Source organism: Luteibacter flocculans, assembly GCF_023612255.1.
GTDB classification, from domain to species: domain Bacteria; phylum Pseudomonadota; class Gammaproteobacteria; order Xanthomonadales; family Rhodanobacteraceae; genus Luteibacter; species Luteibacter flocculans.
This window is the reverse complement of the sequence record NZ_CP063231.1, coordinates 2,803,043-2,828,286: the sequence shown is the minus strand read 5'-3', so window position 1 is coordinate 2,828,286 and position 25,244 is coordinate 2,803,043. Positions and strand designations below refer to the sequence as shown.

Genomic DNA, 25,244 nt, shown 5'->3' with positions numbered 1-25,244 from the left:
GGCAAGTCCGATCGATGAACGGCGGGTCGAGGTTATCAAATCAATGGCTTGCAAGGAATACCTGGGAAACCGCACGAGCTGGATGGGCGGAGTGCGCTACCGGGCCTTCGCATGGCCTTCTGTTACGGTGACGCCTCCCCGACCCAGGAGCGATGCATGACCGTGGAAACCTTCGACCTCATCGTGATCGGCGGCGGATCGGGCGGCCTGTCGGCGGCGATCCGGGCGTCGAAACACGGCGCGAAGGTCGCGCTCGTCGAGCCGAAGGCCCTGGGCGGTACGTGCGTCAACGTCGGCTGCGTGCCGAAGAAGGCGATGTGGTACGCCGCGCAAATGGCCGACGCGCAGTACATCGCCGTGGACTATGGGTTCCACGACAAGCCCGGCAGCCTCGACTGGCCCCGTTTCATCGAGCGACGTCAGGCGTACATCGAACGTATCCATGGGAAATACCAGCAACTGCTCGATACGGGACACGTCACGCTGGTGCACGAAACGGCCCGTTTTCTGGCGCCCGACCGCGTGCTGGCCGGTGGGCGCGAACTGACCGCACCCCACGTCATCGTCGCCACCGGGTCCGCGCCGAACCGGCTGGACAAGCCGGGCTTCGACCTCGGCATGACCTCCGACGGTTTCTTCGACCTGCGCGCCTGCCCGAGGCGCACGGCCATTGTCGGAGGCGGCTATATCGCGGTCGAACTGGCCGGCGTGCTGCGTGCCCTGGGCAGCGACGTGGACATGTACGTGCGCGGTCGCCTCATGAGCGACTTCGACGAAGAAATGGCCTACGGGCTGGGCGAAGAAATGCGTCAGCACGGTATCCGCGTGCATTACACCTGCCAGATCGAGGCCGTACACGAGAAGGACGGCATGCTCCTGCTCGACTGTGACAAAGGCGACCATCCCGGCCCCTACGATGCCTTGATATGGGCCGTGGGAAGGCACGCGAACACCGCGACGCTCGACATCGACCGCATCGGCCTGCGCACCGGAAGCGAGGGTCACATCGAGATCGACGACTACCAGAACACCAACGTGCCCGGCGTCTATGCCGTCGGCGACGTGACCCAGCGGCTGGCGCTCACGCCGGTCGCGGTGGCGGCAGGGCGCAAGCTGGCAGACCGGCTTTTCGGCGGCAAGCCGGAGGCGAAGCTCGACTACCAGAACATTCCCAGCGTGGTGTTTTCGCACCCGCCGCTCGGCACCATCGGCATGTCGGAGGAGCAGGCGCGCGAGCACTATGGGGCGGACGTGCACCTGTACAAGCAGGCCTTCGTGCCGATGCAACTGGCGCTCGCGGGGCGGCCCATGACCACACGGTTCAAGCTGATCTGCGTGGGCGCAGAGTCGCGCATCGTCGGCATGCAGATGCTGGGCCCCGGCGTGGACGAAATCCTCCAGGGCTTCGCCGTGGCGATCAAGATGGGGGCGACCAAGGCGGACCTGGATGCGACGCTCGCGATCCATCCGACCTCCGCCGAAGAGATGGTGCTGATGGGGGATCGCGTGCCCGGTTGAGCGTTACACTGCGGCCATGAGCCCGTATACCCTGCACCGCGGCACTGCACCGCTTCTGATCAGCCTGCCGCATAACGGCAGCGCCATTCCCGACGATCTGGCCGCGCGCATGAAGCGCCCCGCGCGGCGCTCACCGGACACCGACTGGCACGTGGCCGAACTCTACGATTTCGCGCGCGGTCTGGGCGCCAGCGTCATCAAGCCGTTCGCCTCGCGCTATGTGGTCGATCTGAATCGCCCGGCGGATGGACACGCGCTGTATCCCGGGCAGAGCGAAACGGGTCTCGTGCCCACGGTGCAGTTCAGTGGTGAGCCGATCTACCGTGGCGGCGCGGAACCCGACGCCGAGGACATCGGGGATCGGGTCAAGCGCTGGTGGAGGCCTTATCACCGCGCGCTGGCCGACGAGTTGGGTCGCCTGCGGAAGGAATTCGGTCGGGTGGTGCTGTGGGAAGGCCACTCCATTCGCAGCCACGTGCCCATGTTGTTCGAAGGTCGCCTGCCGGACCTCAACCTGGGCACGGCCGACGGCGCGAGTTGCTCCCCCGGTTTGCAGGCCGCGCTCGCGGCCGTGCTCGAAAGGCAGGACGACTATTCGTTCGCGGTGAACGGACGTTTCAAGGGCGGCTACATCACGCGCCATTACGGCCGGCCCGACCAGGGCGTGGATGCCGTGCAACTCGAACTCGCCCAGCTCAACTACATGGACGAAGAATCATTCGAATATCTGCCGAAGAAGGCAGCCAACGTGCAGGTGCTCATTGGCGAGATGCTGCAGCATTGCCTGGATCACGCCCGCGCAGGTTGAACGCCGCGGGCTCGGCGCATGGCATGCAACGTGTCGTCAGGAGCCCAGTGCGGCGATGCACTTCAACTCGATGGCGATCGGCGTCGGCAAGGCGTTGATCTCCACCGTGGTGCGGCAGGCATCGACGCCCGCGAACGCTTCTGCATATAGACGGTTATAGATCGGAAAATCGCGCGCCATGTCGGTCAGGTAGACGGTCACGTCGACCAGGTCTTCGAACCTTGCACCGCTGCCTTCGAGCACCGCGCGTACGTTGGCGAAGACCTGCCGGCACTGCGCCTCGATGTCGTAGGAAAGCAGCGCGCCTTCCGCATCGAGCACGTTGCCGGGAATGGCATTCGTGGCAGGGTCTCGCGGGCCGATGCCTGAGAGAAACAAGAGCGCCCCAACACGGCGGGCATGCGGGTAGGCGCCCACGGGTGCAGGGGCGCCGTCGACGCGAATGACGTCAGTGTCCATGATCGATGCAGATGTTCCTGGCTTCGGTGAAGAAACGCATGGCCTCGACGCCGCCTTCGCGACCGACGCCCGATTGCTTCGTGCCGCCGAACGGCGTTCGCAGATCGCGCAGCATCCAGCAGTTGACCCAGACGATGCCGACATCGAGGCGCGCGGCGAAGCGATGCGCGCGCGACACGTCGCGGGTCCACACGGAGGCCGCCAGGCCATAAGGCGTGCCGTTGGCGATGGCGAGGGCTTCCTCTTCGGTATCGAAGGGAATGAGGCTGACTACCGGGCCGAAGATTTCTTCCTGGTTCGTGGCAGCTTCCGGCGGCAGGCCTTCGATCACGGTGGGAGCGACGAACCAGCCATCGGCACAGCGGCCCTCGACCACCACCCGTTCGCCTCCCGTGAGAATATGACCGCCTTCGCGGCGCGCGCGCTCGATGCAGGCGATGACCTTGTCGAAGTGCGCTCGCGAGACAAGCGCGCCGAGATCGCTGCCGGCGTCGCGCGGATCGCCCACGCGCAGCGCGCGCACGCGCTCGAGGTAAAGCTCGCGAAAGCGCGCATAGATCGATCGCTGCACCAGCAGACGCGACCCGCAGAGACAGATCTCGCCCTGATTGGCGAAGCCGGAGCGGACGATCGTCGCCATCGATGCGTCGCTGACATCGAAATCGTCGAACACGATGGTGGGGTTCTTGCCGCCGAGTTCCAGTGACACCTTCTTCAACTGGGGCGCTGCCGCCGCAGCGATGGCGAGCCCGGTGCGCGTGCTACCGGTAAACGAAACGGCTTTGACCTGCGTGTGCGTGACGATGGCTTCGCCGACGGCGGGACCGTTGCCATGCACGATATTGAGGACGCCCGCAGGAAATCCTGCTTCATCCGCGAGTGTGCCGAGCAGCCACGCCGTATACGGCGTCACCTCGGAAGGCTTGGCTACCACGGCATTGCCCGCCGCGAGGGCGGGCGCAATCTTCCACGTGAAAAGGTACAGCGGCAGATTCCATGGGCTGATGCAGCCCACGACACCGAGAGGCAGCCGCAGCGTGTAGTTGATCGCACCGTGTTCCATGGCGTGCGATTCGCTGCTCCATTGGCCGGCAGCTGCGGCGAAGAAACGCAGATTGGCAATGGCGCGCGGGATGTCGAGCGAACGGGCGAGGGCGACGGGCTTGCCGCTGTCCTGCGATTCCGCTTCGGCGAAGGTATCCAGGCGCGCCTCGATCGCGTCCGCAAGCCGGTACAGGCAGCGCGCCCTCGCCTCGGCCGGCAAGGCGGCCCAGGTGGGCGCCGCGCGTGCGGCAGCCGCGACAGCGTCGCTTACGTCGTCGCCGCTGGAGTCCGGGCACTGAGCGAACGGGCTTCCCAGCGCCGGGTCGACAACGTCGAGATACCGGCCCTCGCGCGGCGCGCGCTGCCGGCCGTCGATGAGGTTGGCCAGGATGTGCATGAGGCGGCCTCAGCTGAGGCCGCGGGTGCGGCCACCGTCGACGGCAATACTGGTGCCGTTGATGTAACCCGCCGCCGGGCTGGCGAGAAACGCGATCAACGCAGCGACCTCCGACGGTTCCGCGAAGCGTGCGGCGGGCACGCTGGCAAGCAGCCCGCGTTCCACTTCCTCACGCGTGCGGCCCGCTTTCACGCTGGCGTCCACCAGTGACTGCAGCCGCGGCGTGCGGGTGTAGCCGGGCAGCACGTTGTTGACGGTGATGCCGTCGGGCGCCACTTCGCTCGCGAGGGTCTTTGCCCAGCCGGCCATCGCGGCCCGCGTCGTGTTGGAGACGCCCAGGTTCGGGATCGGTTCCTTCACGGAGGTTGAAATGATGTTGACGATACGGCCATATCGGGCCTCGCGCATGCCGGGAAGGCACGCTTGCGTCAGCACCTGGGCAGCGATGACGTGCTGCCGGTAGGCGGTGAGGAAGGCCTCCGGCTCTGCATTCCACAAGGGGCCGGGCGGCGGGCCGCCGCTGTTGTTCACCAGCACGTGGACGGCGTGATCTCCGATCACCTCGCCCACGGTCGCCGCCAAGGCGTCGGTGTCGAGCATGTCGGCCACGACGTGGCTGTGCGTCTGTCCGGGTTGGCGTGCGGGCAGTTCAGCCGCAAGGGCCGCGAGGGCATCGGCGGAACGCGAGAGCAGGGTGACGCTGGCGCCGAGTTCGGCCAGTTCGAAGGCCGTGGCCCGGCCCAGGCCCTGCGAGGCGCCGCAGACCAGCGCGTGACGACCGGTGAGACGTAGATCCATGCAGCGCTCCCCTCGAACGGTGGGCGGGCGGGTCAGCCCGGTTTCATCGCCCACCACTGTATCGCCATTGCGGCGAACCAGCACGGCCATGCAAACCAGGGCGTGAGTCGCCAGACGCGCTGCCAGCGATTGAGGTCATCGTCATTGAACAGGGCCGGTGCATCCGAGCGCAGCACACGACGCACGCGCAGCCAGTTCGCCATACCGTTGGGTCGTCCGGTGTCGGCCTCGACGATGGTCTTCCACTGGTCGGGATAGCGCTTGCGCAGCAGGCTCGTAAAACGCCATTGCGCCACGAAGTGCAGGAGGAAGAACGCGACGGCGCCGAGCAGGAGCAGCAGATAGAGGTAGACCGCGATCTGCATGGATCAGGAGCCCTTTTCCTTGCTCTTGTTCTTCTTCTGTTCCGGATCGTCGCCGAGGATGTCGGTCGTGACCACGCTGCGGATCGTGGAGATCACGCCGTTGCCTTGCTCGGCTTTCGAGCACACGGCGTTGTTGATGGCTTTTTTGTACGTGTCGTTCTGCATGCCGACGAACAGCACGCCATCGGGGCCATGCGGGATCTTGAAGCTGCCTGCGGAGTTCATCTTCACCGGCGCCTCGGCCGAGAACGTGGTGGGCGACTGCTCCCAGTAGGTCTGGCCCTGCTGCTGCTTCGCCGACGAGTACACCACGAGGTAGCGTGCCTTGTCGTCCATCACCTTGAACTTGCCGAAGGCACCGGTCGTCTCGCTGGTCCAACCGATGTACTCGCACAGCGAGATATCTTCCGAATGCAGCGGCTGGAAGGCATCGTCGAGCAGCACGACGGTGGGAGCGAAAAGATAGCTGGCACTGAGCCAGCGTCCGTTGAGTTCCGACTTGAACGCGATGGTGTACGGCACCTGCGCGCCCTGGGGCAGTCGGAACGCAAGGAAATAGCTGCGGTCGCCGTTGAGATTGGCGACCGGGCTGTCCTTGCTCAGCTCGAACCGTTTCGGCTGCCAGGGCAGCATGTCCTGATAGGAAAGGTCGGCGAAGCTGCCGCAGCACGGTGCGGCCCCTTCGAGCGTCTTCCGCGCGATGACGACCGTGTTCGTCGGACTCTCCGGCGGGCGGAGATTCGGCGGCACGATGGCGTGGCAAGCGCCCAGCGTGACGAGCGCGAGGGCGAGCGGAAGAAGACGGGACGGGGAAGGGGGCATGATGGTTTCGCTGTACTAGAACTCGGCGCTCCCCGCCGCACGGGGGTAGGGGATGGCGTCGCGGATGTTGGACAGACCACAGACGTAGACCAGAAGGCGCTCGAAACCCAGGCCGAAACCGGCATGCGGCACCGTGCCATAGCGGCGCAGGTCGCGGTACCAGTCGTAGGTGGTCTTGTCGAGGTGGAACTGGTCCATGCGTCGGTCGAGGTAGTCGAGGCGTTCCTCACGTTGCGCACCGCCGATGATCTCGCCGATGCCGGGCGCGAGCACGTCCATGGCCGCCACGGTCTTGCCGTCGTCGTTGAGGCGCATGTAGAACGCCTTGATCTGTTCGGGGTAGTTCATGACGACCACGGGGCGACCGATATGTTCCTCGGCCAGGTAGCGCTCGTGCTCGGTCTGCAGGTCGATGCCCCAGGCGACGGGGTGTTCGAACTTTTTGCCGGACTTCTGCAGGATCGACACCGCTTCGGTGTAGTCGATCCGCTCGAACGGCTTGGCGACGAAGGCTTCCAGTCGGGTGATCGCGTCGGGCTGCACGCGCTCGGCGAAGAAGGCCATGTCGTCGGGACGCTCGTCGAGCACCGCCTTGAAGATGCCCTTCAGGAACAGCTCCGCGAGATCGGCGTTGTCGTTGAGGTCGGCGAAAGCCACCTCGGGCTCGACCATCCAGAACTCAGCCAGATGGCGTGTGGTGTTGGAGTTCTCGGCGCGGAAGGTGGGGCCGAAGGTATAGACCTTGCTCATCGAGAGCGCGTACGCCTCGACGTTGAGCTGGCCGGACACCGTGAGGAAGGCTTCGCGCCCGAAGAAGTCCTTGCGCCAGTCGATGCCGCCCTTGTCGTCGCGCGGCAGGTTGGCGAGGTCCAGCGTGGACAGGCGGAACATGTCACCCGCGCCCTCGGCGTCGGAGGTGGTGATGATCGGCGTGTTGATCCAGAAGAAGCCCTGCTCGGTCAGGATCCGGTGGATCGCCGTCATCATGGTGTGGCGCACGCGCGTGACCGCGCCGAACAGGTTCGTGCGCGGACGCAGGTGAGCCACCTCGCGCAGGAACTCCATCGAGTGCTGCTTGGGCTGGATGGGGTAGGTGAGCGGGTTCTCGACGAAGCCGGTGACCTCGATCCGGGTGGCCTGGATCTCGAAGGCCTGGCCTTTGCCCTGCGAGGGCACGAGCTTGCCGGTGGCGATCACGGCAGCGCCGGCCGTGAGGTGCTTGACCTCGGTCTCGTAATTGGCGAGATCGGCGGTGGCGACGACCTGGATGGGCGCGAAGCAGGAGCCGTCGCTCACGTTCACGAAGGAGAGTCCACCCTTGGACTCGCGCAGGGTGCGTACCCAGCCGCGAACCGTTACTTCGTGCTCGCCCGTTGCCGTGCCCCCCGCGAGGGCCTGCTTGACGCTTACCACCGTCATCGATTGAAACTCCAGAAAAGGCGCCGCATGTCAGGCGCGTAAGACGCGACCTCGCATGATAGTGTAAGGGTCGCGTGAACGGCACCGTTCGTCGGTATACCACGGCTAGAAAACGTTTTCATGACCATTCAGATCACTTCCGCCGCCTCCGACCGGATGCGCGCCTTCCTCGATCGGGCCCCCGCGGCTGCCGGCGTGCGTTTCGCCGTCAAGCGCATGGGCTGTTCGGGCTTCGGCTACGTCGTCGACCTCGCCGACCGCATCGCGGAAGACGACCGGGTGCTCGACATCGACGGCATCCGCGTGGTGGTGGACCCCAAGAGCCTGCCCCTGGTGGACGGCACCCTGATCGATTTCCAACGTCAGGGGCTCAACGCCTCGTTCGTCTTCCACAACCCCAACGCCACGGGTGAATGCGGTTGCGGGGAGTCCTTCACGGTCGCTTAATGTTGTGGGAGCCGGCATGGCGGCTCCTACAAGCCGCCTCGGCTTGCTCTGAACCCCGGTTTCTCCTTAGAATGCGCGGCTGGCCCTCTCTCAGGAGGGTCTTCTTGCCTCACCGCCACTGCGCGGGAGGCTGCCATCCCCGTCAGGGGTGCATCCACAAGGAGCCACCATGCGTCATTATGAAGTCGTGTTCCTGGTCCATCCGGACCAGAGCGAACAGGTGCCCGCCATGATCGAGCGTTACAAGACGCTGATCGAAGGCGACAACGGCAAGATCCACCGCCTCGAAGACTGGGGCCGTCGTCAGCTGGCCTATCCCATCGAGAACCTCGCCAAGGCTCACTACGTGATGCTGAACATCGAGGTTTCGCAGAACGTCCTGAACGAGCTCGAGACGGGCTTCCGCTTCAACGACGCCGTCCTGCGCCACCTCGTGATCCGTCGCGACGAGGCCGACACCGAGCAGTCCTTCATCCTTAAGAGCAAGGAAAAGGACGAGCAGAAGGGTTCGCGTCGCCGTGACGACGACAGCGACGGCGACGACCGCCGTGGCGGTCGCGACAACGACAACGATCGCGACAGCGACGACTAATCGGGGATCACAGCCATGTCCAAGTTTTTCCGCCGCCGCAAGTTCTGCCGCTTCACCGCTGAGGGCGTGAAGGAGATCGATTACAAGGATCTCAACACCCTCCGCCAGTACGTCACGGAGAACGGCAAGATCGTCCCGAGCCGCATCACCGGCACGAAGGCCCGCTACCAGCGTCAGCTGGCGACCGCGATCAAGCGCGCTCGCTTCCTCTCGCTGCTGCCGTACACCGACAACCACGACGTCTGATCGTCACGCGCCCTCCTCACCGGGAGGGCGCGCCGTGAAAGATATTTCGGACAACCGTCCTGGCTGCACGGGGCCCATTCCGTGCTAACGAAAAGGAACATCCTATGGAACTCATCCTTCTTGAGAAGGTGAAGAACCTCGGCAATCTCGGCGACAAGGTCAACGTCAAGCCGGGCTACGGCCGTAACTTCCTCCTTCCGACCGGCAAGGCCGCCCGCGCCACCGCCGACAACCTCGCCGCGTTCGAAGCTCGTCGCGCCGAGTACGAAGCCAAGGCCAAGGAGCAGCTCTCCGGTGCCGAGGGTCGTGCCGCCAAGCTCGAAGGCGCGGAAGTCACGATCGAAGTGAACGCTTCGCCGGAAGGCAAGCTGTTCGGTTCGGTCACGCCGCGCGACGTCGCCGAAGCGCTGACCGCCAAGGGCTTCGAAGTCGACAAGAGCGAAGTGATTCAGGCCGAAGGCCCCTTCCGCAATGTGGGCGAGTACGAGGTCGTCATCGTCCTCCACGCCGACGTGCAGCAGACGGTCAAGGTCAAGGTTATCGGCGCGTAAGCCCGAGTCACCTGCGATCCGGACGGGCGCCGCAAGGCGCCCGTTTTCGTTTATACGCACAGGTTATCCACAGACTTATCCTCTCAACGGGTGAGACAGGTGCGCGTATGATCGCTCCACGGCCCGCCGTTCCGGTCGGCGCCGTCCGCAACACGAGGTAATCCATGTCCTTCAATCCCGAGCGAAGCGAGCGCGGCGACCGCAAGCGCCGACGCGAACCCTCCGCCATCGACGCATTGCGCATTCCGCCCCATTCCATCGAGGCCGAGCAGGCCGTGCTGGGTGGTCTGATGCTGTCGCCGGATTCCCTGGACAAGGTCGCGGACAAGCTTGTCGACGACGATTTCTATCGGCGTGATCACCGCCTCATCTGGCGCGCCATCAACGAGCTCGCCAACAAGGGCATGCCCTGCGACGCCATCACCCTCGGCGATTGGTTCGTCGCCAATGAAATGGCGGAAATGGTCGGTGGTGCCACCTACCTCATGGAACTGGCGAACTCCACGCCCAGTGCCGCCAACATCGCCGCGTACGGCGACATCGTTCGCGAGAAATCGGTGCTCCGCCAGTTGATCGACGCCGGTACGTTGATCACCGAGGACGGCTTCCGTCCCGAAGGCAAGAGCGTGCAGGAAGTGATGGAACTCGCCGAACAGCGCGTGTTCCGCATCGCGGAGTCCGGCGCGCGTGGCAAGAAGGACATCGTATCCGTGCGCGAAGCCACGGCCGAGGCCTTCCGCATGCTCACGGAACGCTACGAAAAGCGCGGCCAGCTCACCGGCCTGTCCACGGGCTTCACCGACCTCGACGAACTCACCTCGGGCCTGCAGCCGTCGGATCTGATCATCATCGCCGCGCGACCGTCGATGGGTAAGACCGCGTTTGCCTTGAACCTCGCCGAAGCCGCGGCGATGCGCGGCAAGAAAGCCGTCGCCGTGTTCTCGATGGAAATGTCGGCATCGCAGCTGGCGTTCCGTCTGATCTCATCGCTCGGTCGCGTTCACGCGCAGCACCTGCGCAACGGCGATCTCGCGGAAGAAGACTGGCCGCGCGTCACCTCCGCGATCACCATGCTTTCCGACGCCAAGATCTTCATCGACGACACGCCCGCGATGTCGCCCGTGGAAATGCGTTCGCGTGCGCGACGCCTGCAACGCGAACACGGCCTGGGCATGATCGTGATCGACTACCTGCAGCTCATGCAGGTGCCGGGCAATTCGGAAAACCGCGCCACGGAAATCTCGGAGATCTCACGCGGGTTGAAGGCGCTGGCCAAGGAACTGAACGTGCCGGTGATTGCGCTCTCGCAGTTGAATCGCTCGCTGGAACAACGTGCCGACAAGCGGCCGATGATGTCCGACCTGCGCGAATCCGGCGCTATCGAGCAGGACGCGGACGTGATCATGTTCATCTACCGCGACGAGTACTACAACAAGGAATCGGCGGACAAAGGCCTGGCCGAGATCATCATCGGCAAGCAGCGAAACGGTCCGACCGACACGGTAAAGCTGGCCTTCCTCGGTCACTACACCAAGTTCGAGAACTGGGCGCCCGATTCCTACGTCGGCAGCTTCGACTGAGGATCGGCGGCAGTACTGGCAACGTCGTTTTGCATCGTCCAGGCAGAGGATCCCCATGACCCGTCGTTACCTGATCTTCGCGGCCTGCATGGTCATGACTCAAGCGGGCGCGACGACGCGTATCGAGATCCCGGAGCGCCCCACAGCCGAGCAACGGAGCGGTATCGAAGCGCGGCTCAACGATTGGGCGGAACAGGGCCGCTACGCCGCGGACAACGCACGGTTGCCCGCGCCGAAGGCCAGCGAACGGCGTGTCGTGTTCATGGGCGATTCGATCACCGATTTCTGGGGTCGCCCGACCGGTGTCTTTTTTCCGGGGAAGCCGTACATCAATCGCGGCATCAGCGGGCAGACCACGCCACAGATGCTCGTGCGCTTTCGCGCGGACGTCATCACGCTGAAACCATCGGTCGTCGTGATTTTGGCCGGTACCAATGACATCGCCGGCAACACGGGCCCTTCGTCGCTGGCGATGATCGAAGACAATCTCATGTCGATGACGGAGCTGGCCCGTGCGCACGGTATCCGCGTCGTGCTGGCCTCGCTGTTGCCGGTGGCTGCGGATGCCGAGCAAACAACGCGTCGACCGCCCGAGAGCATCCGTGCGTTGAACGCATGGATGCGCACCTACGCCGCGAGAGAGCGTCTGGGTTTTATCGACTACTACGACGCCATGACCGACGCGCAAGGCGCGCTGCGGAAAGATCTCACCGATGACGGGTTGCACCCGAACGCGGCGGGGTATGCGGTGATGGCGCCGCTGGCGCAGACGGCCATCGACCACGCATTGCACGACGATCACTGACGATCTGGCGTGGCAAATCGCTCGCCCATTTTAGGATGACATCCTAAAGACGTTCCTGTTGGCGTTACCTAGCATGGGCCGTTGCGTGACGGCCTTCGTGCGCATGCGCCCGGGCGCGCGAGGGCACGACGAATCGGGCCCTTCAGGAACCACCAACATGGACTTTTCCCTTAAAGCGGTTGCCCTCGTGGCAGCCTCGGCTTTCTGCGCTTCGTTCTGCACACCCGTCTCCGCGGGCCTTCCGTTCTTCAACAAGAAGAACAAGGCGCATGACGAAAAGGTCGCGCAGATTCCCAAATGCGCGAAGAAGCTCGGTTCCCTCTCGGTCATCGAGCCGGAGGCGTCGCAGAACTGGTGGTCGGGGCGTCAGCTTCCGGCGCCGACCAAGCTCATCAAGGTGTTCGTCGCAAAGTCCGGTTGCTTCACCCTGGTCGATCGCAACGCGGGCATGGATGCGGCCATGCGCGAGCGCGCGCTGGCGTCGGGCGGCCAGCTCCGTGGAGGCTCCAACGTCGGCAAGGGACAGGTGAAAGCCGCGGACTACGTGCTCGTGCCCGATCTCGTGGACAGCAACAGTGACGCGGGTGGTGGCGGCATCTCCGGGCTGGCGCAGAGCCTGCTCGGCGGCACCGCGGGACGCGTGGCCGGCGCGGTCAAGTTCGATTCGAAGACGGCGGACGTCACGCTGACGGTCACGGATGTGCGCTCCTCGGAGCAGGTGGCCCTGGTCGAGGGACACGGTGAAAAGAACGACCTCAGCTTCGGCGGGCGTGGGCAGCTGTGGGGCAGCGAAAGCCTCGGCGCGGCCGGTCTCGGCGGCTACACGAATACTACGCAGGGTCAGGTCATCACGATGGCGTATCTCGACGCGTACACGAAACTCGTGGCCGAGTTGGGCGGGATGCCCGGCGACGCGTCCGCGGCGAACAGTCGTCAGTCCGGTACGGTGGCCGTCGCAACGCGCCTGTGGGCGCAGTCCAGCGGCAAGGGCAAGGTCGTGCGCGGGCTGGAACCGGGCATGACGGTCTATCCCACCGGCGACAGGATCGGTCTCATGTGGGAAGTGGAGGACGAGCACGGCAATCGCGGCTGGGTTTCCTCTGCGGACTTCGATCTCGCGAAGTAGTCGCGCCACGCCTGCCGAGGTCGGCCATGCCGTTGCCACGCGATTGCCCGGCCGTTGCGGATAAACTGTGGGGTCGCCACTTTCCGCCAGCCAACGCCATGAGCCGTACCACGGTTGCCACGATCCACCTCGGCGCGCTGCGTCACAACCTGGCTCGCGTACGCGCCATGGCGGGTGCGGCCAAGGTGATGGCCGTCGTCAAGGCGGATGCCTATGGCCACGGCCTCGAGCGCGTCGCGCGTGCGCTGGACGCGGACGCCGAGGCCTTTGCCGTGGCCGCCATCGCGGACGGACTGCGCCTGCGAGCGGCGGGGCACCGGCAGCGAATCGTCGTGCTGTCCGGACCCGATACGCCGTTCGACATCGCCGAAATGCAGCGCCTCCGCCTGGAGGCGCTTATTCATCACGATGTGCAACTGCCGTGGCTGGCGGCCGCCGATCCGGCACGCGGGCCACTGAGAGTCTGGCTCAAGATCGACACGGGCATGCATCGCCTGGGTTTTCCGCCCGAACGCGCGCGCGCGGTCCACGCCGCCTTGCTGGCGATGCCGGCGGTCGATCGGGACATCGGTTTCATGACCCATTTCGCCTCGTCGGAGGAATTCGAGGGGCGCGAGACGGCCTTGCAGATCGCGCGCTTCAAGGACGCCACGGCGGATCTGCCGGGGGACCGCGCGCTGTCCAATTCCGCAGCGCTGCTTGGCTGGCCGGATGCACGCGCCGACTGGGTGCGCACGGGTGGTTTGCTGTACGGCCTTTCGGTGGTCGAGGGTCGCTCGGGCATCGATTTCGGCTTTCGCCCCGCCATGTCGCTCGCCACCCGGCTGGTGGCGATCAATCACCTCGTGAAGGGCGAGCGGGTCGGCTACAACGGCACGTACGAATGCCCCGAAGACATGCCTGTCGGTGTGGCTGCCATCGGCTACGGCGACGGCTATCCGCGCAGCGCCGTGGCCGGTACGCCGGTGCTGGTCAACGATCGCCTCGCGCCGCTGGTGGGGCGCGTGTCGATGGACCTCATCACGCTCGACCTGCGTGGCGTGCCCGACGCCCGCGTCGGCGACAAGGTAACGCTATGGGGCGAGGGCCTGCCGGTGGAAGCCGTCGCCGCCTCGGCCGGCACGATCTCCTACGACCTCACCTGCGGCATGACCCGACGCGTACTGTTCGTCGAAGACGAGAACTGAGCTGCGCCACGGTGACGCGTATCGCACTGTGCGACACGCCCGCGCTATATATCGACCTTCGCAACAGGAATCTCCCCGATGGCCAAGGCCAAGACCGCCTACGTCTGCACCCAGTGCGGCGCCGAGCACAGCAAATGGCAGGGCCAATGTGCCGAGTGCGGCGAATGGAACGTGCTATCCGAGTTCGTCGTGCAGCCCGCGAAGCCCGCCGCGGTATCGACCGGCGCGCGTCGTGGCGGCTATGCGGGTGAAGCGGCCGGCGCGCCGCGTATCACGCCGCTCACGGAGGTACTGCTGACCGCGGAAGCGCGTACCAACACCGGCATCGGCGAGCTCGATCGCGTGCTGGGCGGCGGTCTGGTCGATGGCTCGGTGGTGCTGATCGGTGGCGACCCCGGGATCGGCAAGTCCACGCTGCTGCTGCAGATGCTGGGCACGCTGGGCGCCAGCCTGCCGAGCCTCTACGTCACCGGCGAAGAATCGCTGGGGCAGGTGGCCGGTCGCGCCCAGCGTCTCGATCTTCCATTAGGGCCGTTGCATGCGCTGGCCGAGACCTGCATCGAGCGCATTCTGGAACAGGCTGCGTCGGCGCGGCCGCGCGTGCTGGTGATCGATTCGATCCAGACCATCTGGACGGAAATGCTGACCGCAGCACCGGGCTCCGTGAGTCAGGTGCGCGAGTCCGCCGCGAAGCTGACGCGGTTTGCGAAGGAGACCGGCACCTCGGTCTTCCTCGTGGGTCACGTGACGAAGGAGGGCGGCATCGCCGGTCCGCGCGTGCTCGAGCACATGGTCGATGCCGTGCTGTATTTCGAAGGGGAATCCGGAAGCCGCTTCCGCGTGCTGCGCGCGTTCAAGAATCGCTTTGGTGCGGTGAACGAACTCGGCGTGTTCGCCATGTCCGAGAAAGGACTGCGCGAAGTGCCCAATCCTTCTGCAATCTTCCTCTCCGCGCACGCCGGACCGACGCCGGGGAGTGCGGTCATGGTCACGCGCGAAGGCACCCGCCCGCTGCTGGTGGAGGTGCAGGCGCTGGTGGACCAGTCGTCGCTGGGCAATCCGCGCCGCGTGGTGCTCGGCCTCGAACAGAACCGTCTCGCGATGCTGCTTGCCGTACTTCATCGGCATGGTGGCGTGGCGGCATACGACCAGGATGTGTTCGTCAACGTGGTGGGCGGCATCCGTGTGCAGGAAACCGCGTCCGATGTACCGGTGATCATGGCCGTGTTGTCGAGCTTGCGCGATCGTCCGCTGCCCGAAAAGACCATCGCCTTCGGCGAGGTCGGTCTGTCCGGCGAGATCCGCCCCGTGCCCAACGGCGAAGAACGCCTGAAAGAAGCGGCCACGCACGGTTTCCGTCGCGCCGTGGTGCCAGCGGCGAACGCGCCGAAGCGTGGCCGCGTGGGCGAGATGGAAGTGATCGGTGTCGAGCGCCTGTCACAGGCGATCGACGCCAGTCGCGAATGATACCGACGCGGCCGTGGCGGTGAGCCGCCACGGCACGCAATCGCGCATCGCACGGCGGAGCACCCGCTATTGCGGTGGCCCGAACAACACCAGCGCGCGTTCCTTCCACGTCGGCGCGGATTTCAGGGTGCGAAACATCTGTAGCCAGGTATGGAAGGCGATGCGGACGGGGTTGTGGCTGTATATCGGCTTCACCAAGCCGTACCGAGGCGGTTCGTCCTCACGCTCTCTGCGGAACGAACCGAACATCCTGTCGAACACGATCAACACGCCGCCGTAGTTGCAATCGATGTAATCCGGATTGCTGGCATGGTGCACGCGGTGGTGCGATGGCGTGTTGAACAGGAACTCGATCGGTCGCGGCAATCGTCCGACCAGTTCCGTATGCAACCAGAACTGATACAGCAGATTCACCGCCAGCGCGGCGAGCACGACGGGCACCGGAAAGCCGAGCCATACCAGCGGTGCGAAGAAGATCGTGGCGCCGGTGATCTTTCCGGTCCAGCCAAGGCGATAGGCAGACGACAGCGTGTACTGGTTCGACGAGTGGTGAACCGAGTGATTGAGCCAGAACCAGTGGATGCGGTGATCGGCACGATGCATCCAGTAGTAGCAGAACTCCTGGCCCACGAAGAGCAAGGCCCAATGCCACCATCGGTCCATCGTGAAGGTGGCGATGCGCCATGGCCATACTGCATAGAGTAACGCTCCGATAATGCCGGGCCCGAGCAGTCCGTTGATCAGCACGCGGCCTGCTGCATCCCCGAGCGACGCCCAGTAGGCTTTCCAATCGTGGCCGAGTCCGCGTCGTTGTCGCAGCCAACCTTCGGCGGCGGCGATGAGTACTAGTAGCGGCAGCGGTAGCACCAGCAAGCCGAGCGACGAGGTATCCATGGTGATCGCCTTGCTCGTTCAGCGGCCGAAGCGCTGTCGCGCGACGTCGACGGCCTGCTTGAGTTCGGCGGCAGACAGCTTTCCATCGTGGTTGGTATCGATCTTGTCGAAGTTCTTGGCGACACGCGGCAGGCTGGCTTCGGCTTCCTGGCGATCGATTACGCCGTCGCCGTTGGCATCGGCGGCCTTGAGGCGTGCCTGCATGTCCTGCTTGGCCTGGGCGGCGCCTTCGCTCTGCGCGAAGGAGGAGGTGGAGGCGACGAGCAGCGTCGCGGCAAGTACATAGCGAAGTTTCGGCATGGGATACCTCGTGGGCTGAAAGGGTGGCCATCCCTGGCCTGGGGGAGGGTTGGGCATCAGTTACCGCGGCACGCGATCGTCTCGCCTGCCGCGTTGGTGCAGGTGCCGGTGTGGGTAACCGTGCCGTTCTGGACGGTGGTCGAACCGTTGTAGGTGTTTCCGTTCTGGCCGGTGGCGCTGGTGCTGCGGTTGCCGTTGACGTTGCCGGACGCGTCGCGCGCGATGCTTCCGCTGGTGGTCGCGTTGCCACCATTGGGGCCGTTGACCGAGGCACTGCCCTGGCGACCGGCGCTCCCGTCGGCATTGCGATAGAAGCTGCCTTGGCGCTGCGCAGTGCCGCCGTCGGCACCGGCGGCATACGCGCCGCTGCGGCCACTGACATTGCCCTGACCATCGCTGTCCACACGGTGTCCGCGCTCATAGGAACCGCGATCGCCACGGGCGGCCGCACCGGTGACGGCGGTACGTCCGCCATCACCGGTGTGGACCACGGCGTGGCCGCGGACGCGGCCTTGGGCCGAGACGTCGGGAATGGCGACAACGGAAGCGCCGGCCAGCACAAACGTCGCCATCAGCAGGGTCGTTCTGTTCATGGGTATCTCCTTCGGGTCGGCGCGAGGCATCCTCGCGGTGAGGCCAAGCTAATCCCGCCCCGGACCGAACGTATGTCGCCATCGCCACCAGATGTTTCGATCAGGCGCCTCGGAAACATTTGCTTACAAACGGCTCCGAAAGGGCGTTGCGCCGGCTCGCGGCCAGCCGCGATAGTGGCCCCATGGACGAAAACCTTGCCCGCATCCTTCTGGTCGACGATGACGCTCGCCTGCGCGACCTGCTGCTGCGCTACCTGGAATCCCAGAGCTTCGAAGTCAAAGGTGTGGGCGACGGCGCGCAGATGCGCCAGGCGCTGGACCGAGGCCACTACGACCTCATCGTGCTGGACTTGATGCTGCCCGGCGAAGACGGCCTCGATATCTGCCGTCGCCTGCGCGGTCAGGGCGACGCCACGCCGATCGTGATGCTCACGGCCAAGGGCGACGAGATCGATCGCATCGTCGGCCTGGAGATCGGTGCCGACGACTACCTGCCCAAGCCCGTCAATCCCCGCGAGCTGCTGGCGCGCATCCGCTCGGTGTTGCGGCGAGCACGCCCGACGCCGGGGGCGCCGGAGCCCGACGGTGGCATCGTTCGTTTCGGTCCGTTTCGGTTGGATCTCGGGCGCCGCGAATTGAGCAAGCACGGCGAGATGCGGCGTTTGACCTCCGGCGAATTCGCCGTGCTGACGGTGCTGCTGCGGCACCCGCGACAGCCGCTCAGCCGCGATCGCCTGATGAGCCTCGCACGTGGCCGCGAACACGATGCGTTCGAACGCAGCATGGACGTCACCATCGCTCGCCTTCGCCGGCTGCTGGAAGACGACGTGCGCAACCCACGCATCCTCCAGACCGTGTGGGGCGTGGGTTACGTGTACGTGCCGCCGGATGAAAACGCATGATCCGCCTTCCGCTACCGCGCAGCGTGTTCGGGCAACTCGTGCTGGTGATCGGGCTGGTGTTGCTCGGGGCGGCCGTGTTGGCTGTGGCGATGGGGCGGCAGATGACCACCCGCCCGGCTGCCGTGCAATTGCTGAAAGCGATGGACGGCTTTGCTGATGTCGCCGAGGAACTGGCACGCACCCAGCCCCATGAACGCGTGGTGGCCCATTTGCGCGACGCCGGGCTGGCAGTGAGCGAGTTGCCGCCGCCATCGCGGGACCTCCGTGCCGTGCCGGTCATGCGCGAGTTGATCGAACAGGCGCCGCAACAGCTCACACACGGTCGCGAGGCGCGCCTGGGGCGCATCGGAACGGCGAACGTGGTGTGGCTGAAGCTCGATACGCAGCCGGCCTTGTGGGTGTCGTTCGCTCTCGATCAGCGCGCCAGTCGCGTGTTGCGCTTTTCGGTATTGATGTTGATCGTGGGTGCCGTGCTGGTCTGGCTCGCGGCGGCGTACTACGCACACCGCCTGGTGGTGCCGTTGCGGCGCCTGGCGCAATCCGCACCGGCGATCGTACGTGGCGAACCGCCATCGCCGGGGACTCTGGCGGGGCCGCAGGAAGTGGAGGAGCTGGCGCGCGCGCTTGCCGATTCAAGCAAGGAGGTACGCGAGGCCGCCGAGGAACGCGCACTGATGCTTGCCGGCATCTCGCACGACCTGCGCACGCCGCTGACACGGCTGCAGTACGCGATCGAACTGGTGCCCGGCGTCGACTCGGAACTGCGCGCCGGCATGCATCGCGATATCGCCGATATCGACGCCATCCTTTCGCAGTTCATTGCTTACGCGCGAGATGGCCGCGACGAAGCGAGCGAACCGCTCGACCTGGCCGTGCTTTGTCGCAATGCGATCAGCGCGTATGAGGGCGAGTGGCAGGTCGACACGCCTGCCCACGCGCCGATGACAGGCAGACCGATGGCGCTTTTACGCGCAGTGGGCAACCTGCTCGTCAACGCGCAACGGCACGGTGCGCCACCGTACGCGTTGGCACTTTCTCGTCAGGAGGATGCCTGGCGCATCGACGTTGTCGACCGCGGCCCGGGCTTACCCGAGCAGGTTGCGGAGCGCGCTCGTCAGCCCTTCGTGCATGGCGATGGCGGCGGTACCGGCCTGGGGCTGGCGATCGTCGAGCGCGTCGCGCGACAGCATGGCGGCGAGCTGCGGCTCGCGCCGCTCCGACCTCATGGGTTGATGGCAACGCTTGTGTTGCGCGGAAGTTGAACGACTCCACCGATTGGGCAGACATCATGGGCATGAAACGAATGCATGGGATTCTCGCTGCGGTATGCATCGCCGTGGGTCTTGGCGGTATCGCGCATGCCGCGCAAGACGACGCGCCGCGGTCCGAGGCAAGGGTGCTGCGCGACGTCGCTTATGGCGACGACCCTCAGCAGCGTTTCGACGTCTATCTGCCGCCGTCGCCGCGCCATGCGCCGGTGATCTTCATGGTGCATGGAGGAGCCTGGGTGATCGGCGACAAGTCCAATCCGGGCGTGGCCGACAATAAGGTGGCGTACTGGTTGCCGAAGGGCTATGTCGTGGTCTCGGTGAACTATCGGATGCTGCCCGTGGCTCAACCCTTGGAGCAGGCTCGGGATGTCGCCCGCGCCTTGGCTACGGCGCAACGCATGGCCGCGTCGTGGGGCGCAGACCGCGATCGATTCGTCCTGATGGGGCACTCGGCAGGCGCGCACCTGGTCGCCTTGCTGGGTGCCGATCCCGACATGCTGACGGCTGCTGGCGCCGTTCGGCCGCGGGGTGTCGTTTCCCTCGACAGTGCCGCGATGGACGTGGTGCAGATCATGGAGTTTCCGCGTCATCCCAGGCTCTACGACCGCGCCTTCGGCGACGATCCGCGCGAATGGACGGCTGCGTCGCCTTATCATCAGTTGCGGGCGGGCGCGCTGCCGGTATTGGCGGTGTGTTCCCGTCAGCGTTTCGATGCGTGCCCACAGGCACGGCGCTTCGCGCAGAAGGCGGCAGGACTCGGCGTACGTGTCGACGTGTTGCCGCAGGACCTTTCGCACGCCGAGATCAACCGAACGCTGGGGCTGCACTCCGACTACACCGAACGGGTAAATGCGTTTATCGCTGGACTCGTGGTCCCGTAGCGAGACGCATGGCGCCTCGGTGCGCCGTTCCGGGTTAGGGCGTTCTGTGCAGGATCAGCTCGAGCACGGCCTTCGTACCGAAGAACGCGAGCAACAGGATGCCCATGCCGATCAGTGTGAGATACACCGCGCGGATGCCGCGCCAGCCGTATTGCCAGCGGCCCCACAACAACACGCCGAAGACGATCCAGGCGGCGATCGAGAGCACGGTCTTGTGGACGAGATGCTGACTGAAGAGATTGCCGACAAACAGCGTGCCGGTGACCAGCGTCAGGGTGAGAAGTACGAAGCCGACCGCGATCAAGCGGAACAGCAGCACTTCCGTCAGCGTAAGCGGGGGTAGGGCGCGTAGCCAGTGCCCGAAGCGGCTGCGGCGCAAGGCGCGTTCCTGAATCGCCAGGAGCACTGCCAACGCGGCGGCGAGTGAAAGGATGCCAAAGGCCAAGATCGCGATCGTGACGTGCAGTTCGATCTGCCAGGTCATCGCCTCAGGCGCGGTGCGCGGGGCGAGGAAGGTGTCGATGGCCAGGAACACCGCCGACAACGGAAAGATCAGGATGCCCAGGCCGGCGATGGGGCGCGAAAGGTTCACCACAATGGTGAGCGCAGAGGCGATCCAGGCGACCAGCGAGAGCGCGGCGAAGAAGTGCAGGTCGAGCGTGCCGCGATGCGCGGAGAGCAGCACTGCGCCGTGCGCAATCGCGGCGACGGTCGCCAGCGCCATGCCGGCGCGCGCAAGCGGTTGTCCACCTGTCGCGAGCGGCCGGGCGAGGACGCCGGCAGCGGTCAGGTAGAAGACGATGGCGGCCAGGGACAGGATGGTGACGGTCATGGACGCGCAGTGTGGCATAGAGAACAGGCGTTGTAGGAGTTGCCATGGCGGTCAGAAGCCAACGAAGCCTAGGTGGATCCACCCTGCTGGCGAAAACCCAAATCACCGGTGGGAGCCACTCTAGTGGCGATAAGCCAACGAAGCGGTGTCGCGGTGAGGCAAGCTCCCATCGCCAGCAGGCTGGCTCCCACCGGCGACCCTCCTCTCGCCATGGCGATGCTTGTTGCTGCGTTCCAGCGCCCTGGTGCTCTCGCCGGCCGTGCCGCCCCAGTTCGTTCCCATCCCCGCCCCCGACCAGCTATAATCCCTGGTTTATTGCATCTTGACCGAATCCCCATGTTCGAATCGCTCAGCCAGCGCCTGTCCGACACCGTCAACCGCCTGCGTGGCCGCGGGCGGCTGACCGAGGAAAACATCCGCGAAACCCTGCGTGAGGTCCGCATCGCCCTGCTCGAGGCCGACGTGGCCTTGCCGGTGGTGAAGGCGCTGGTGGAGCGCGTGAAGGTTCGCGCCGTCGGTCAGGAGGTCTTGAAGAGCCTGTCGCCGGGTCAGGCGCTGGTCAAGGTCGTCAGCGACGAGCTGACCACCCTGATGGGGGCGGCCAATACCGAACTGAACCTGGCGGCGCAGCCGCCGGCAGTCGTGCTCATGGCCGGCCTGCAGGGCGCAGGCAAGACCACCACCGTCGGCAAGCTCGCCCGCTTCCTGAAGGAACGCAAGAAAAAGCGCGTCATGGTTGTGAGCTGCGACGTCTATCGTCCGGCTGCGATCGAGCAGTTGCGCACCCTGGCGTCGCAGGTCGACGTCTCGTTCTTCCCGTCGGAAGCCGGACAGAACCCGGTCGACATCGCCAAGGCTGCCGTGGCGGCCGCCCGTCGCGAAGTCATCGACGTGCTCCTGGTGGATACCGCCGGCCGACTGCACGTCGACGCCGCCATGATGGACGAGATCAAGGCGCTCCACGGGGCGCTCGATCCCATCGAGACGCTGTTTGTCGTCGATTCGATGACGGGCCAGGATGCCGCCAACGTCGCCAAGGCCTTTGCCGATGCGCTGCCGCTTACCGGCGTAGTGCTGACCAAGACGGACGGCGATGCGCGCGGCGGTGCTGCGCTTTCGGTGCGCTACGTCACCGGCCGGCCGATCAAGTTCCTTGGCGCGGGCGAGAAGTCCGACGCGCTCGAGCCGTTCCATCCGGACCGCGTGGCCCAGCGCATCCTCGGCATGGGCGACGTGCTGTCGCTGGTCGAGGAGGTCGAGCGCAAGGTCGACCAGGAGAAGGCCCAGAAGCTGGCCGAGAAGGTCATCAAGGGCAAGCGGTTCGATCTCAACGACATGCGCGACCAGCTCGAGCAGATGAGCAACATGGGCGGCCTCGCCGGTCTCATGGACAAGCTGCCGGGCATGGCCAGCATTCCGGATAGCGTCAAGTCCAAGGTCAACGACAACGAACTGAAGCGCATGGTCGCCATCATCGGCTCCATGACCAAGAAGGAGCGCCGCCATCCGGACCTCCTGAACGGCTCGCGCAAGGCCCGTGTGGCGCGCGGCTCTGGCACCCAGCCGGCCGACGTGAATCGCCTCCTGAAGCAGTACATGCAGATGGAAAAGATGATGTCCAAGCTGTCCAAGGGCGGCAGCAAGGGCCTGCTGCGCCAGATGCGTGGCGCCATGAAGGGGATGGGTGGCATGGGCGGCATGTTGCCGCCGGGCCGCTAGGACGCTCGGAGTGAGCCGTGAACAGTAAGCAGGAGCGGCGGTCCCCACGTCCGCGGCGGCAGCTCACGGTTTACGCTTCACGGTTCACGCTCAGCCCTTCCATTTCCTGAAATTTTCACTACAATGTCCGGCTTTACCGCGCCCGCTTCTCGCGCGCGCCTTGCCGGTCTTCGGCATTCTGGAGCTCGTAACTTATGGTCAAGATTCGTCTTTCGCGCGGTGGCGCCAAGGGCCGTCCGTTTTATCACGTCGTCGTGACCGACCAGCGCAGCCCGCGCGACGGTCGCAACATCGAACGCGTTGGCTACTACAACCCGGTCGCTTCGGGCAACGACAAGCGCCTCGAACTCGACGTCTCCAAGGTTGAGGCCTGGATCGCGAAGGGTGCGCAGATGACCGACAAGGTCCGTGCCCTGGTGAAGGAAGCCGGCAAGCTGGCTGCTTGATGTCGACGGAGTCCGGTAAGCGCGTCCGAGTGGGACGCATTGTCGGGCTCCATGGCGTGCAGGGACAGGTCAAGCTCGAAAGCTGGACCGAGCCCCGCATCCAGATCTTCCGCTACCAGCCCTGGCTGCTGACCGCGCCGGGCGTTGAGCGGGAAATGGACGGAATCCGCGGTCGCGCACAGGGTAAGGGCATCGTCGCCACCCTGCCGGGCATCGAGGATCGTGATCAGGCGGCTGCCCTGGTCGGCTGCGAGATCACGGTCTCGCGCGACAAGCTGCCGCCGCCCGCGCCGGGTGAGTTCTACTGGACCGATCTCGAAGGCCTTGAGGTCGTAACCACAGAGAACGCCCATCTGGGTCGGGTCAGTCATCTCTTTTCCACCGGCGCCAACGACGTCATGGTGGTGAAGGATGGCGACAGGGAGCGATTGGTTCCGTTCGTCCAGGGCCCTTACGTGCATTCGGTCGATTTCGACGCCGGGCGCATCGTAGTGGACTGGGATCCCGAGTTCTGACGGCGAAACCTGAAGATCATGCGTATCGACGTGGTTTCGCTTTTTCCCGATTTCGTCCGCCAGTCGGCTGCGATCGGGGTGGTCGGAAGGGCGCAGCAGCGCGAGCTTTTGCAGGTGGAAACCTGGAATCCTCGCGACTTCGCCACCGACAATTATCGCACTGTGGACGGTCGCCCCTTTGGCGGCGGACCCGGCATGGTGATGCTGATCGACCCCCTGCGAGCGGCGCTCGCGGCGATTCGTGAGGCGGCACCGGAACCGGTGCATGTGATTTACCTCAGCCCGCAAGGTGCGCGGCTGACGCAGAAAAAGGTGGAAGCGCTGGCAGGCATGCCGCGAATCGCCTTGATTTGCGGACGTTACGAGGGTGTGGACGAACGCCTGATCGAGCACGAGGTCGACGAGGAGCTCTCAATCGGCGATTATGTGCTGTCTGGCGGTGAACTCGGCGCAGCGGTGATCATCGATGCGGTGGGTCGTCTACAGGAAGGCGCGTTGAACGATGCGCAGTCCGCCCAGCAGGATTCCTTCTCGGATGGTCTGCTGGATTGCCCGCATTACACCCGTCCCGTGCATCACGATGTGTGGGGCGGCGTGCCGGAGGTGCTGCTTTCCGGCGATCACGCGGCCATACGCCGCTGGCGTCGCAAGCAGTCGCTGGGTCGTACCTGGCTGCGCCGGCCGGATCTACTAACGCAGCGTGCGCTCGATGACGAATCGAGAGCATTGCTGGATGAATTCCGCCGTGAGTACACGCGGCCAAACGGTGCGGTCGGTAACGACCGCCGTAATGAAAATTGACAGGTGCGCCATGAACAAACTCCTCCAACAGTTCGAAGCCGAGCAGATCACCCGCCAGCTGCCGGATTTCGGTCCTGGCGATACCGTGATCGTCAACGTCAAGGTGAAGGAAGGTAACCGCGAGCGCGTCCAGGCGTTCGAGGGCATCGTCATCGCCAAGCGCAGCCGCGGTCTGCATTCCGCCTTCACCGTGCGCAAGATCTCGCACGGCACGGGCGTGGAGCGCGTGTTCCAGAGCCACAGCCGCTCGATCGACTCCGTCGAAGTGAAGCGCAAGGGCAAGGTCCGCGGCGCGAAGCTGTACTACCTGCGTGGTCTGGAAGGCAAGGCTGCGCGCATCAAGGAAGACGTCGCCGCCGCCGCTGCCGCCAAGGCTGCGAAGAAGGCCGCCGCTGCCGCCGAGTAATCCGCTGCAAGGTGCACGAAAAAGCCCGCGAGCGATCGCGGGCTTTTTTTGTT

The 25,244-nt window shown here is 65.2% G+C and carries 29 protein-coding genes; 19 read left to right on the top strand and 10 right to left on the bottom strand.

All coding sequences use genetic code 11. From position 1 onward, the window contains the following. Positions 1 to 156 precede the first annotated feature (156 nt). Together gorA and hutG are read left to right on the top strand one after the other, a co-directional pair. Positions 157 to 1,518, top strand: coding sequence for a glutathione-disulfide reductase (gene gorA, locus IM816_RS12185; RefSeq protein ID WP_250338284.1), 1,362 nt, complete (start codon positions 157 to 159; stop codon positions 1,516 to 1,518). A 16-nt stretch (positions 1,519 to 1,534) separates the two neighbouring features. Then, a complete protein-coding gene (gene hutG, locus IM816_RS12180) occupies positions 1,535 to 2,326 on the top strand; it encodes an N-formylglutamate deformylase (RefSeq protein ID WP_250338283.1) in 792 nt (263 codons plus the stop codon). A gap of 36 nt (positions 2,327 to 2,362) precedes the next feature. On the opposite strand, the gene IM816_RS12175 is transcribed toward hutG, so the two are convergent. The 6 genes from IM816_RS12175 to asnS are packed head-to-tail and all read right to left on the bottom strand — an operon-like array spanning position 2,363 to position 7,630. After that, entirely contained in the window at positions 2,363 to 2,785 is a 423-nt protein-coding gene (locus IM816_RS12175) for a RidA family protein (RefSeq protein WP_250338282.1), read from the bottom strand. Next, positions 2,775 to 4,226 carry an aldehyde dehydrogenase gene (locus IM816_RS12170; protein ID WP_250338281.1) on the bottom strand — a complete coding sequence of 484 codons (1,452 nt, stop codon included), beginning with the start codon at positions 4,224 to 4,226 and terminating at the stop codon, positions 2,775 to 2,777. Before IM816_RS12170 ends, IM816_RS12175 begins: the two co-directional genes overlap by 11 nt. Positions 4,227 to 4,235: 9 nt before the next feature. Next, on the bottom strand, positions 4,236 to 5,024 hold the full coding sequence (locus IM816_RS12165; RefSeq protein ID WP_072321507.1) for an SDR family oxidoreductase: 789 nt from the start codon (positions 5,022 to 5,024) through the stop codon (positions 4,236 to 4,238). Between the two features lie 32 nt (positions 5,025 to 5,056). Further along, on the bottom strand, positions 5,057 to 5,389 hold the full coding sequence (locus IM816_RS12160; protein WP_250338280.1) for a hypothetical protein: 333 nt from the start codon (positions 5,387 to 5,389) through the stop codon (positions 5,057 to 5,059). A 3-nt stretch (positions 5,390 to 5,392) separates the two neighbouring features. Beyond that, positions 5,393 to 6,211 (bottom strand): MalM family protein, encoded by an 819-nt coding sequence (locus IM816_RS12155; RefSeq protein ID WP_250338279.1) that lies wholly within the window; start codon positions 6,209 to 6,211, stop codon positions 5,393 to 5,395. A gap of 15 nt (positions 6,212 to 6,226) precedes the next feature. Then, the gene (asnS, locus tag IM816_RS12150; RefSeq protein ID WP_250338278.1) at positions 6,227 to 7,630 is read right to left on the bottom strand and encodes an asparagine--tRNA ligase; all 1,404 of its coding nucleotides are present in this window, start codon (positions 7,628 to 7,630) and stop codon (positions 6,227 to 6,229) included. Positions 7,631 to 7,750: 120 nt separating this feature from the next. Here asnS and IM816_RS12145 point away from each other — a divergent pair, with 120 nt between their 5' ends. From IM816_RS12145 to radA, 9 genes are all read left to right on the top strand, one after another. Beyond that, positions 7,751 to 8,077, top strand: a complete 327-nt coding sequence (locus tag IM816_RS12145) for a HesB/IscA family protein (RefSeq protein ID WP_250338277.1) — start codon at positions 7,751 to 7,753, stop codon at positions 8,075 to 8,077. A gap of 169 nt (positions 8,078 to 8,246) precedes the next feature. After that, on the top strand, positions 8,247 to 8,669 hold the full coding sequence (gene rpsF, locus IM816_RS12140; protein WP_072321502.1) for a 30S ribosomal protein S6: 423 nt from the start codon (positions 8,247 to 8,249) through the stop codon (positions 8,667 to 8,669). 15 nt (positions 8,670 to 8,684) lie between these two features. Further along, positions 8,685 to 8,915 (top strand): 30S ribosomal protein S18, encoded by a 231-nt coding sequence (gene rpsR, locus IM816_RS12135; protein ID WP_029214018.1) that lies wholly within the window; start codon positions 8,685 to 8,687, stop codon positions 8,913 to 8,915. A gap of 104 nt (positions 8,916 to 9,019) precedes the next feature. Continuing rightward, a complete protein-coding gene (rplI, locus tag IM816_RS12130) occupies positions 9,020 to 9,466 on the top strand; it encodes a 50S ribosomal protein L9 (RefSeq protein WP_072321501.1) in 447 nt (148 codons plus the stop codon). 164 nt (positions 9,467 to 9,630) lie between these two features. Continuing rightward, on the top strand, positions 9,631 to 11,046 hold the full coding sequence (locus IM816_RS12125; protein WP_072321500.1) for a replicative DNA helicase: 1,416 nt from the start codon (positions 9,631 to 9,633) through the stop codon (positions 11,044 to 11,046). A gap of 55 nt (positions 11,047 to 11,101) precedes the next feature. Further along, a complete protein-coding gene (locus IM816_RS12120; RefSeq protein ID WP_250338276.1) occupies positions 11,102 to 11,851 on the top strand; it encodes an SGNH/GDSL hydrolase family protein in 750 nt (249 codons plus the stop codon). Between the two features lie 157 nt (positions 11,852 to 12,008). Further along, complete coding sequence (locus tag IM816_RS12115) at positions 12,009 to 12,977, top strand: CsgG/HfaB family protein (protein WP_250338275.1); 969 nt, start codon at positions 12,009 to 12,011, stop codon at positions 12,975 to 12,977. A gap of 98 nt (positions 12,978 to 13,075) precedes the next feature. Continuing rightward, positions 13,076 to 14,164, top strand: coding sequence for an alanine racemase (gene alr / locus IM816_RS12110; protein ID WP_250338274.1), 1,089 nt, complete (start codon positions 13,076 to 13,078; stop codon positions 14,162 to 14,164). A gap of 78 nt (positions 14,165 to 14,242) precedes the next feature. Continuing rightward, a complete protein-coding gene (gene radA / locus IM816_RS12105; RefSeq protein ID WP_072321498.1) occupies positions 14,243 to 15,631 on the top strand; it encodes a DNA repair protein RadA in 1,389 nt (462 codons plus the stop codon). Positions 15,632 to 15,697: 66 nt separating this feature from the next. Here radA and IM816_RS12100 read toward each other — a convergent pair whose 3' ends face one another. The 3 genes from IM816_RS12100 to IM816_RS12090 are packed head-to-tail and all read right to left on the bottom strand — an operon-like array spanning position 15,698 to position 17,418. After that, positions 15,698 to 16,525 carry a sterol desaturase family protein gene (locus IM816_RS12100; protein WP_250338273.1) on the bottom strand — a complete coding sequence of 276 codons (828 nt, stop codon included), beginning with the start codon at positions 16,523 to 16,525 and terminating at the stop codon, positions 15,698 to 15,700. A gap of 18 nt (positions 16,526 to 16,543) precedes the next feature. Then, positions 16,544 to 16,825, bottom strand: coding sequence for an EF-hand domain-containing protein (locus IM816_RS18880; protein ID WP_250338272.1), 282 nt, complete (start codon positions 16,823 to 16,825; stop codon positions 16,544 to 16,546). A 56-nt stretch (positions 16,826 to 16,881) separates the two neighbouring features. Next, on the bottom strand, positions 16,882 to 17,418 hold the full coding sequence (locus tag IM816_RS12090) for a hypothetical protein (RefSeq protein WP_250338271.1): 537 nt from the start codon (positions 17,416 to 17,418) through the stop codon (positions 16,882 to 16,884). 182 nt (positions 17,419 to 17,600) lie between these two features. Between IM816_RS12090 and ompR the strand changes: the two genes are divergently transcribed. Genes ompR through IM816_RS12075 form a run of 3 tightly spaced genes read left to right on the top strand, consistent with a single transcriptional unit; the run spans position 17,601 to position 20,472 of the window. Continuing rightward, complete coding sequence (ompR, locus tag IM816_RS12085; RefSeq protein ID WP_250338270.1) at positions 17,601 to 18,320, top strand: osmolarity response regulator transcription factor OmpR; 720 nt, start codon at positions 17,601 to 17,603, stop codon at positions 18,318 to 18,320. After that, on the top strand, positions 18,317 to 19,582 hold the full coding sequence (locus IM816_RS12080) for an ATP-binding protein (protein WP_250338269.1): 1,266 nt from the start codon (positions 18,317 to 18,319) through the stop codon (positions 19,580 to 19,582). Before ompR ends, IM816_RS12080 begins: the two co-directional genes overlap by 4 nt. A gap of 32 nt (positions 19,583 to 19,614) precedes the next feature. Further along, entirely contained in the window at positions 19,615 to 20,472 is an 858-nt protein-coding gene (locus IM816_RS12075; protein ID WP_250338268.1) for an alpha/beta hydrolase, read from the top strand. Between the two features lie 34 nt (positions 20,473 to 20,506). Here the strand turns inward: IM816_RS12075 and IM816_RS12070 are convergent, their stop codons facing one another. Next, on the bottom strand, positions 20,507 to 21,304 hold the full coding sequence (locus IM816_RS12070) for a cytochrome C assembly family protein (RefSeq protein ID WP_072321491.1): 798 nt from the start codon (positions 21,302 to 21,304) through the stop codon (positions 20,507 to 20,509). A gap of 336 nt (positions 21,305 to 21,640) precedes the next feature. Between IM816_RS12070 and ffh the strand changes: the two genes are divergently transcribed. From ffh to rplS, 5 genes are all read left to right on the top strand, one after another. Next, a complete protein-coding gene (ffh, locus tag IM816_RS12065) occupies positions 21,641 to 23,023 on the top strand; it encodes a signal recognition particle protein (RefSeq protein ID WP_072321490.1) in 1,383 nt (460 codons plus the stop codon). A 194-nt stretch (positions 23,024 to 23,217) separates the two neighbouring features. Then, entirely contained in the window at positions 23,218 to 23,469 is a 252-nt protein-coding gene (rpsP, locus tag IM816_RS12060) for a 30S ribosomal protein S16 (protein ID WP_072321489.1), read from the top strand. Further along, positions 23,469 to 23,984, top strand: a complete 516-nt coding sequence (rimM, locus tag IM816_RS12055) for a ribosome maturation factor RimM (protein ID WP_250338267.1) — start codon at positions 23,469 to 23,471, stop codon at positions 23,982 to 23,984. The genes rpsP and rimM overlap by 1 nt, the downstream gene beginning before the upstream one ends. An 18-nt stretch (positions 23,985 to 24,002) precedes the next feature. Further along, positions 24,003 to 24,785 carry a tRNA (guanosine(37)-N1)-methyltransferase TrmD gene (gene trmD, locus IM816_RS12050; RefSeq protein WP_072321487.1) on the top strand — a complete coding sequence of 261 codons (783 nt, stop codon included), beginning with the start codon at positions 24,003 to 24,005 and terminating at the stop codon, positions 24,783 to 24,785. A 10-nt stretch (positions 24,786 to 24,795) separates the two neighbouring features. Continuing rightward, positions 24,796 to 25,191: a 50S ribosomal protein L19 gene (gene rplS, locus IM816_RS12045; protein WP_072321486.1), complete on the top strand. Its 396-nt coding sequence runs from the start codon at positions 24,796 to 24,798 to the stop codon at positions 25,189 to 25,191. Positions 25,192 to 25,244 lie beyond the last annotated feature (53 nt).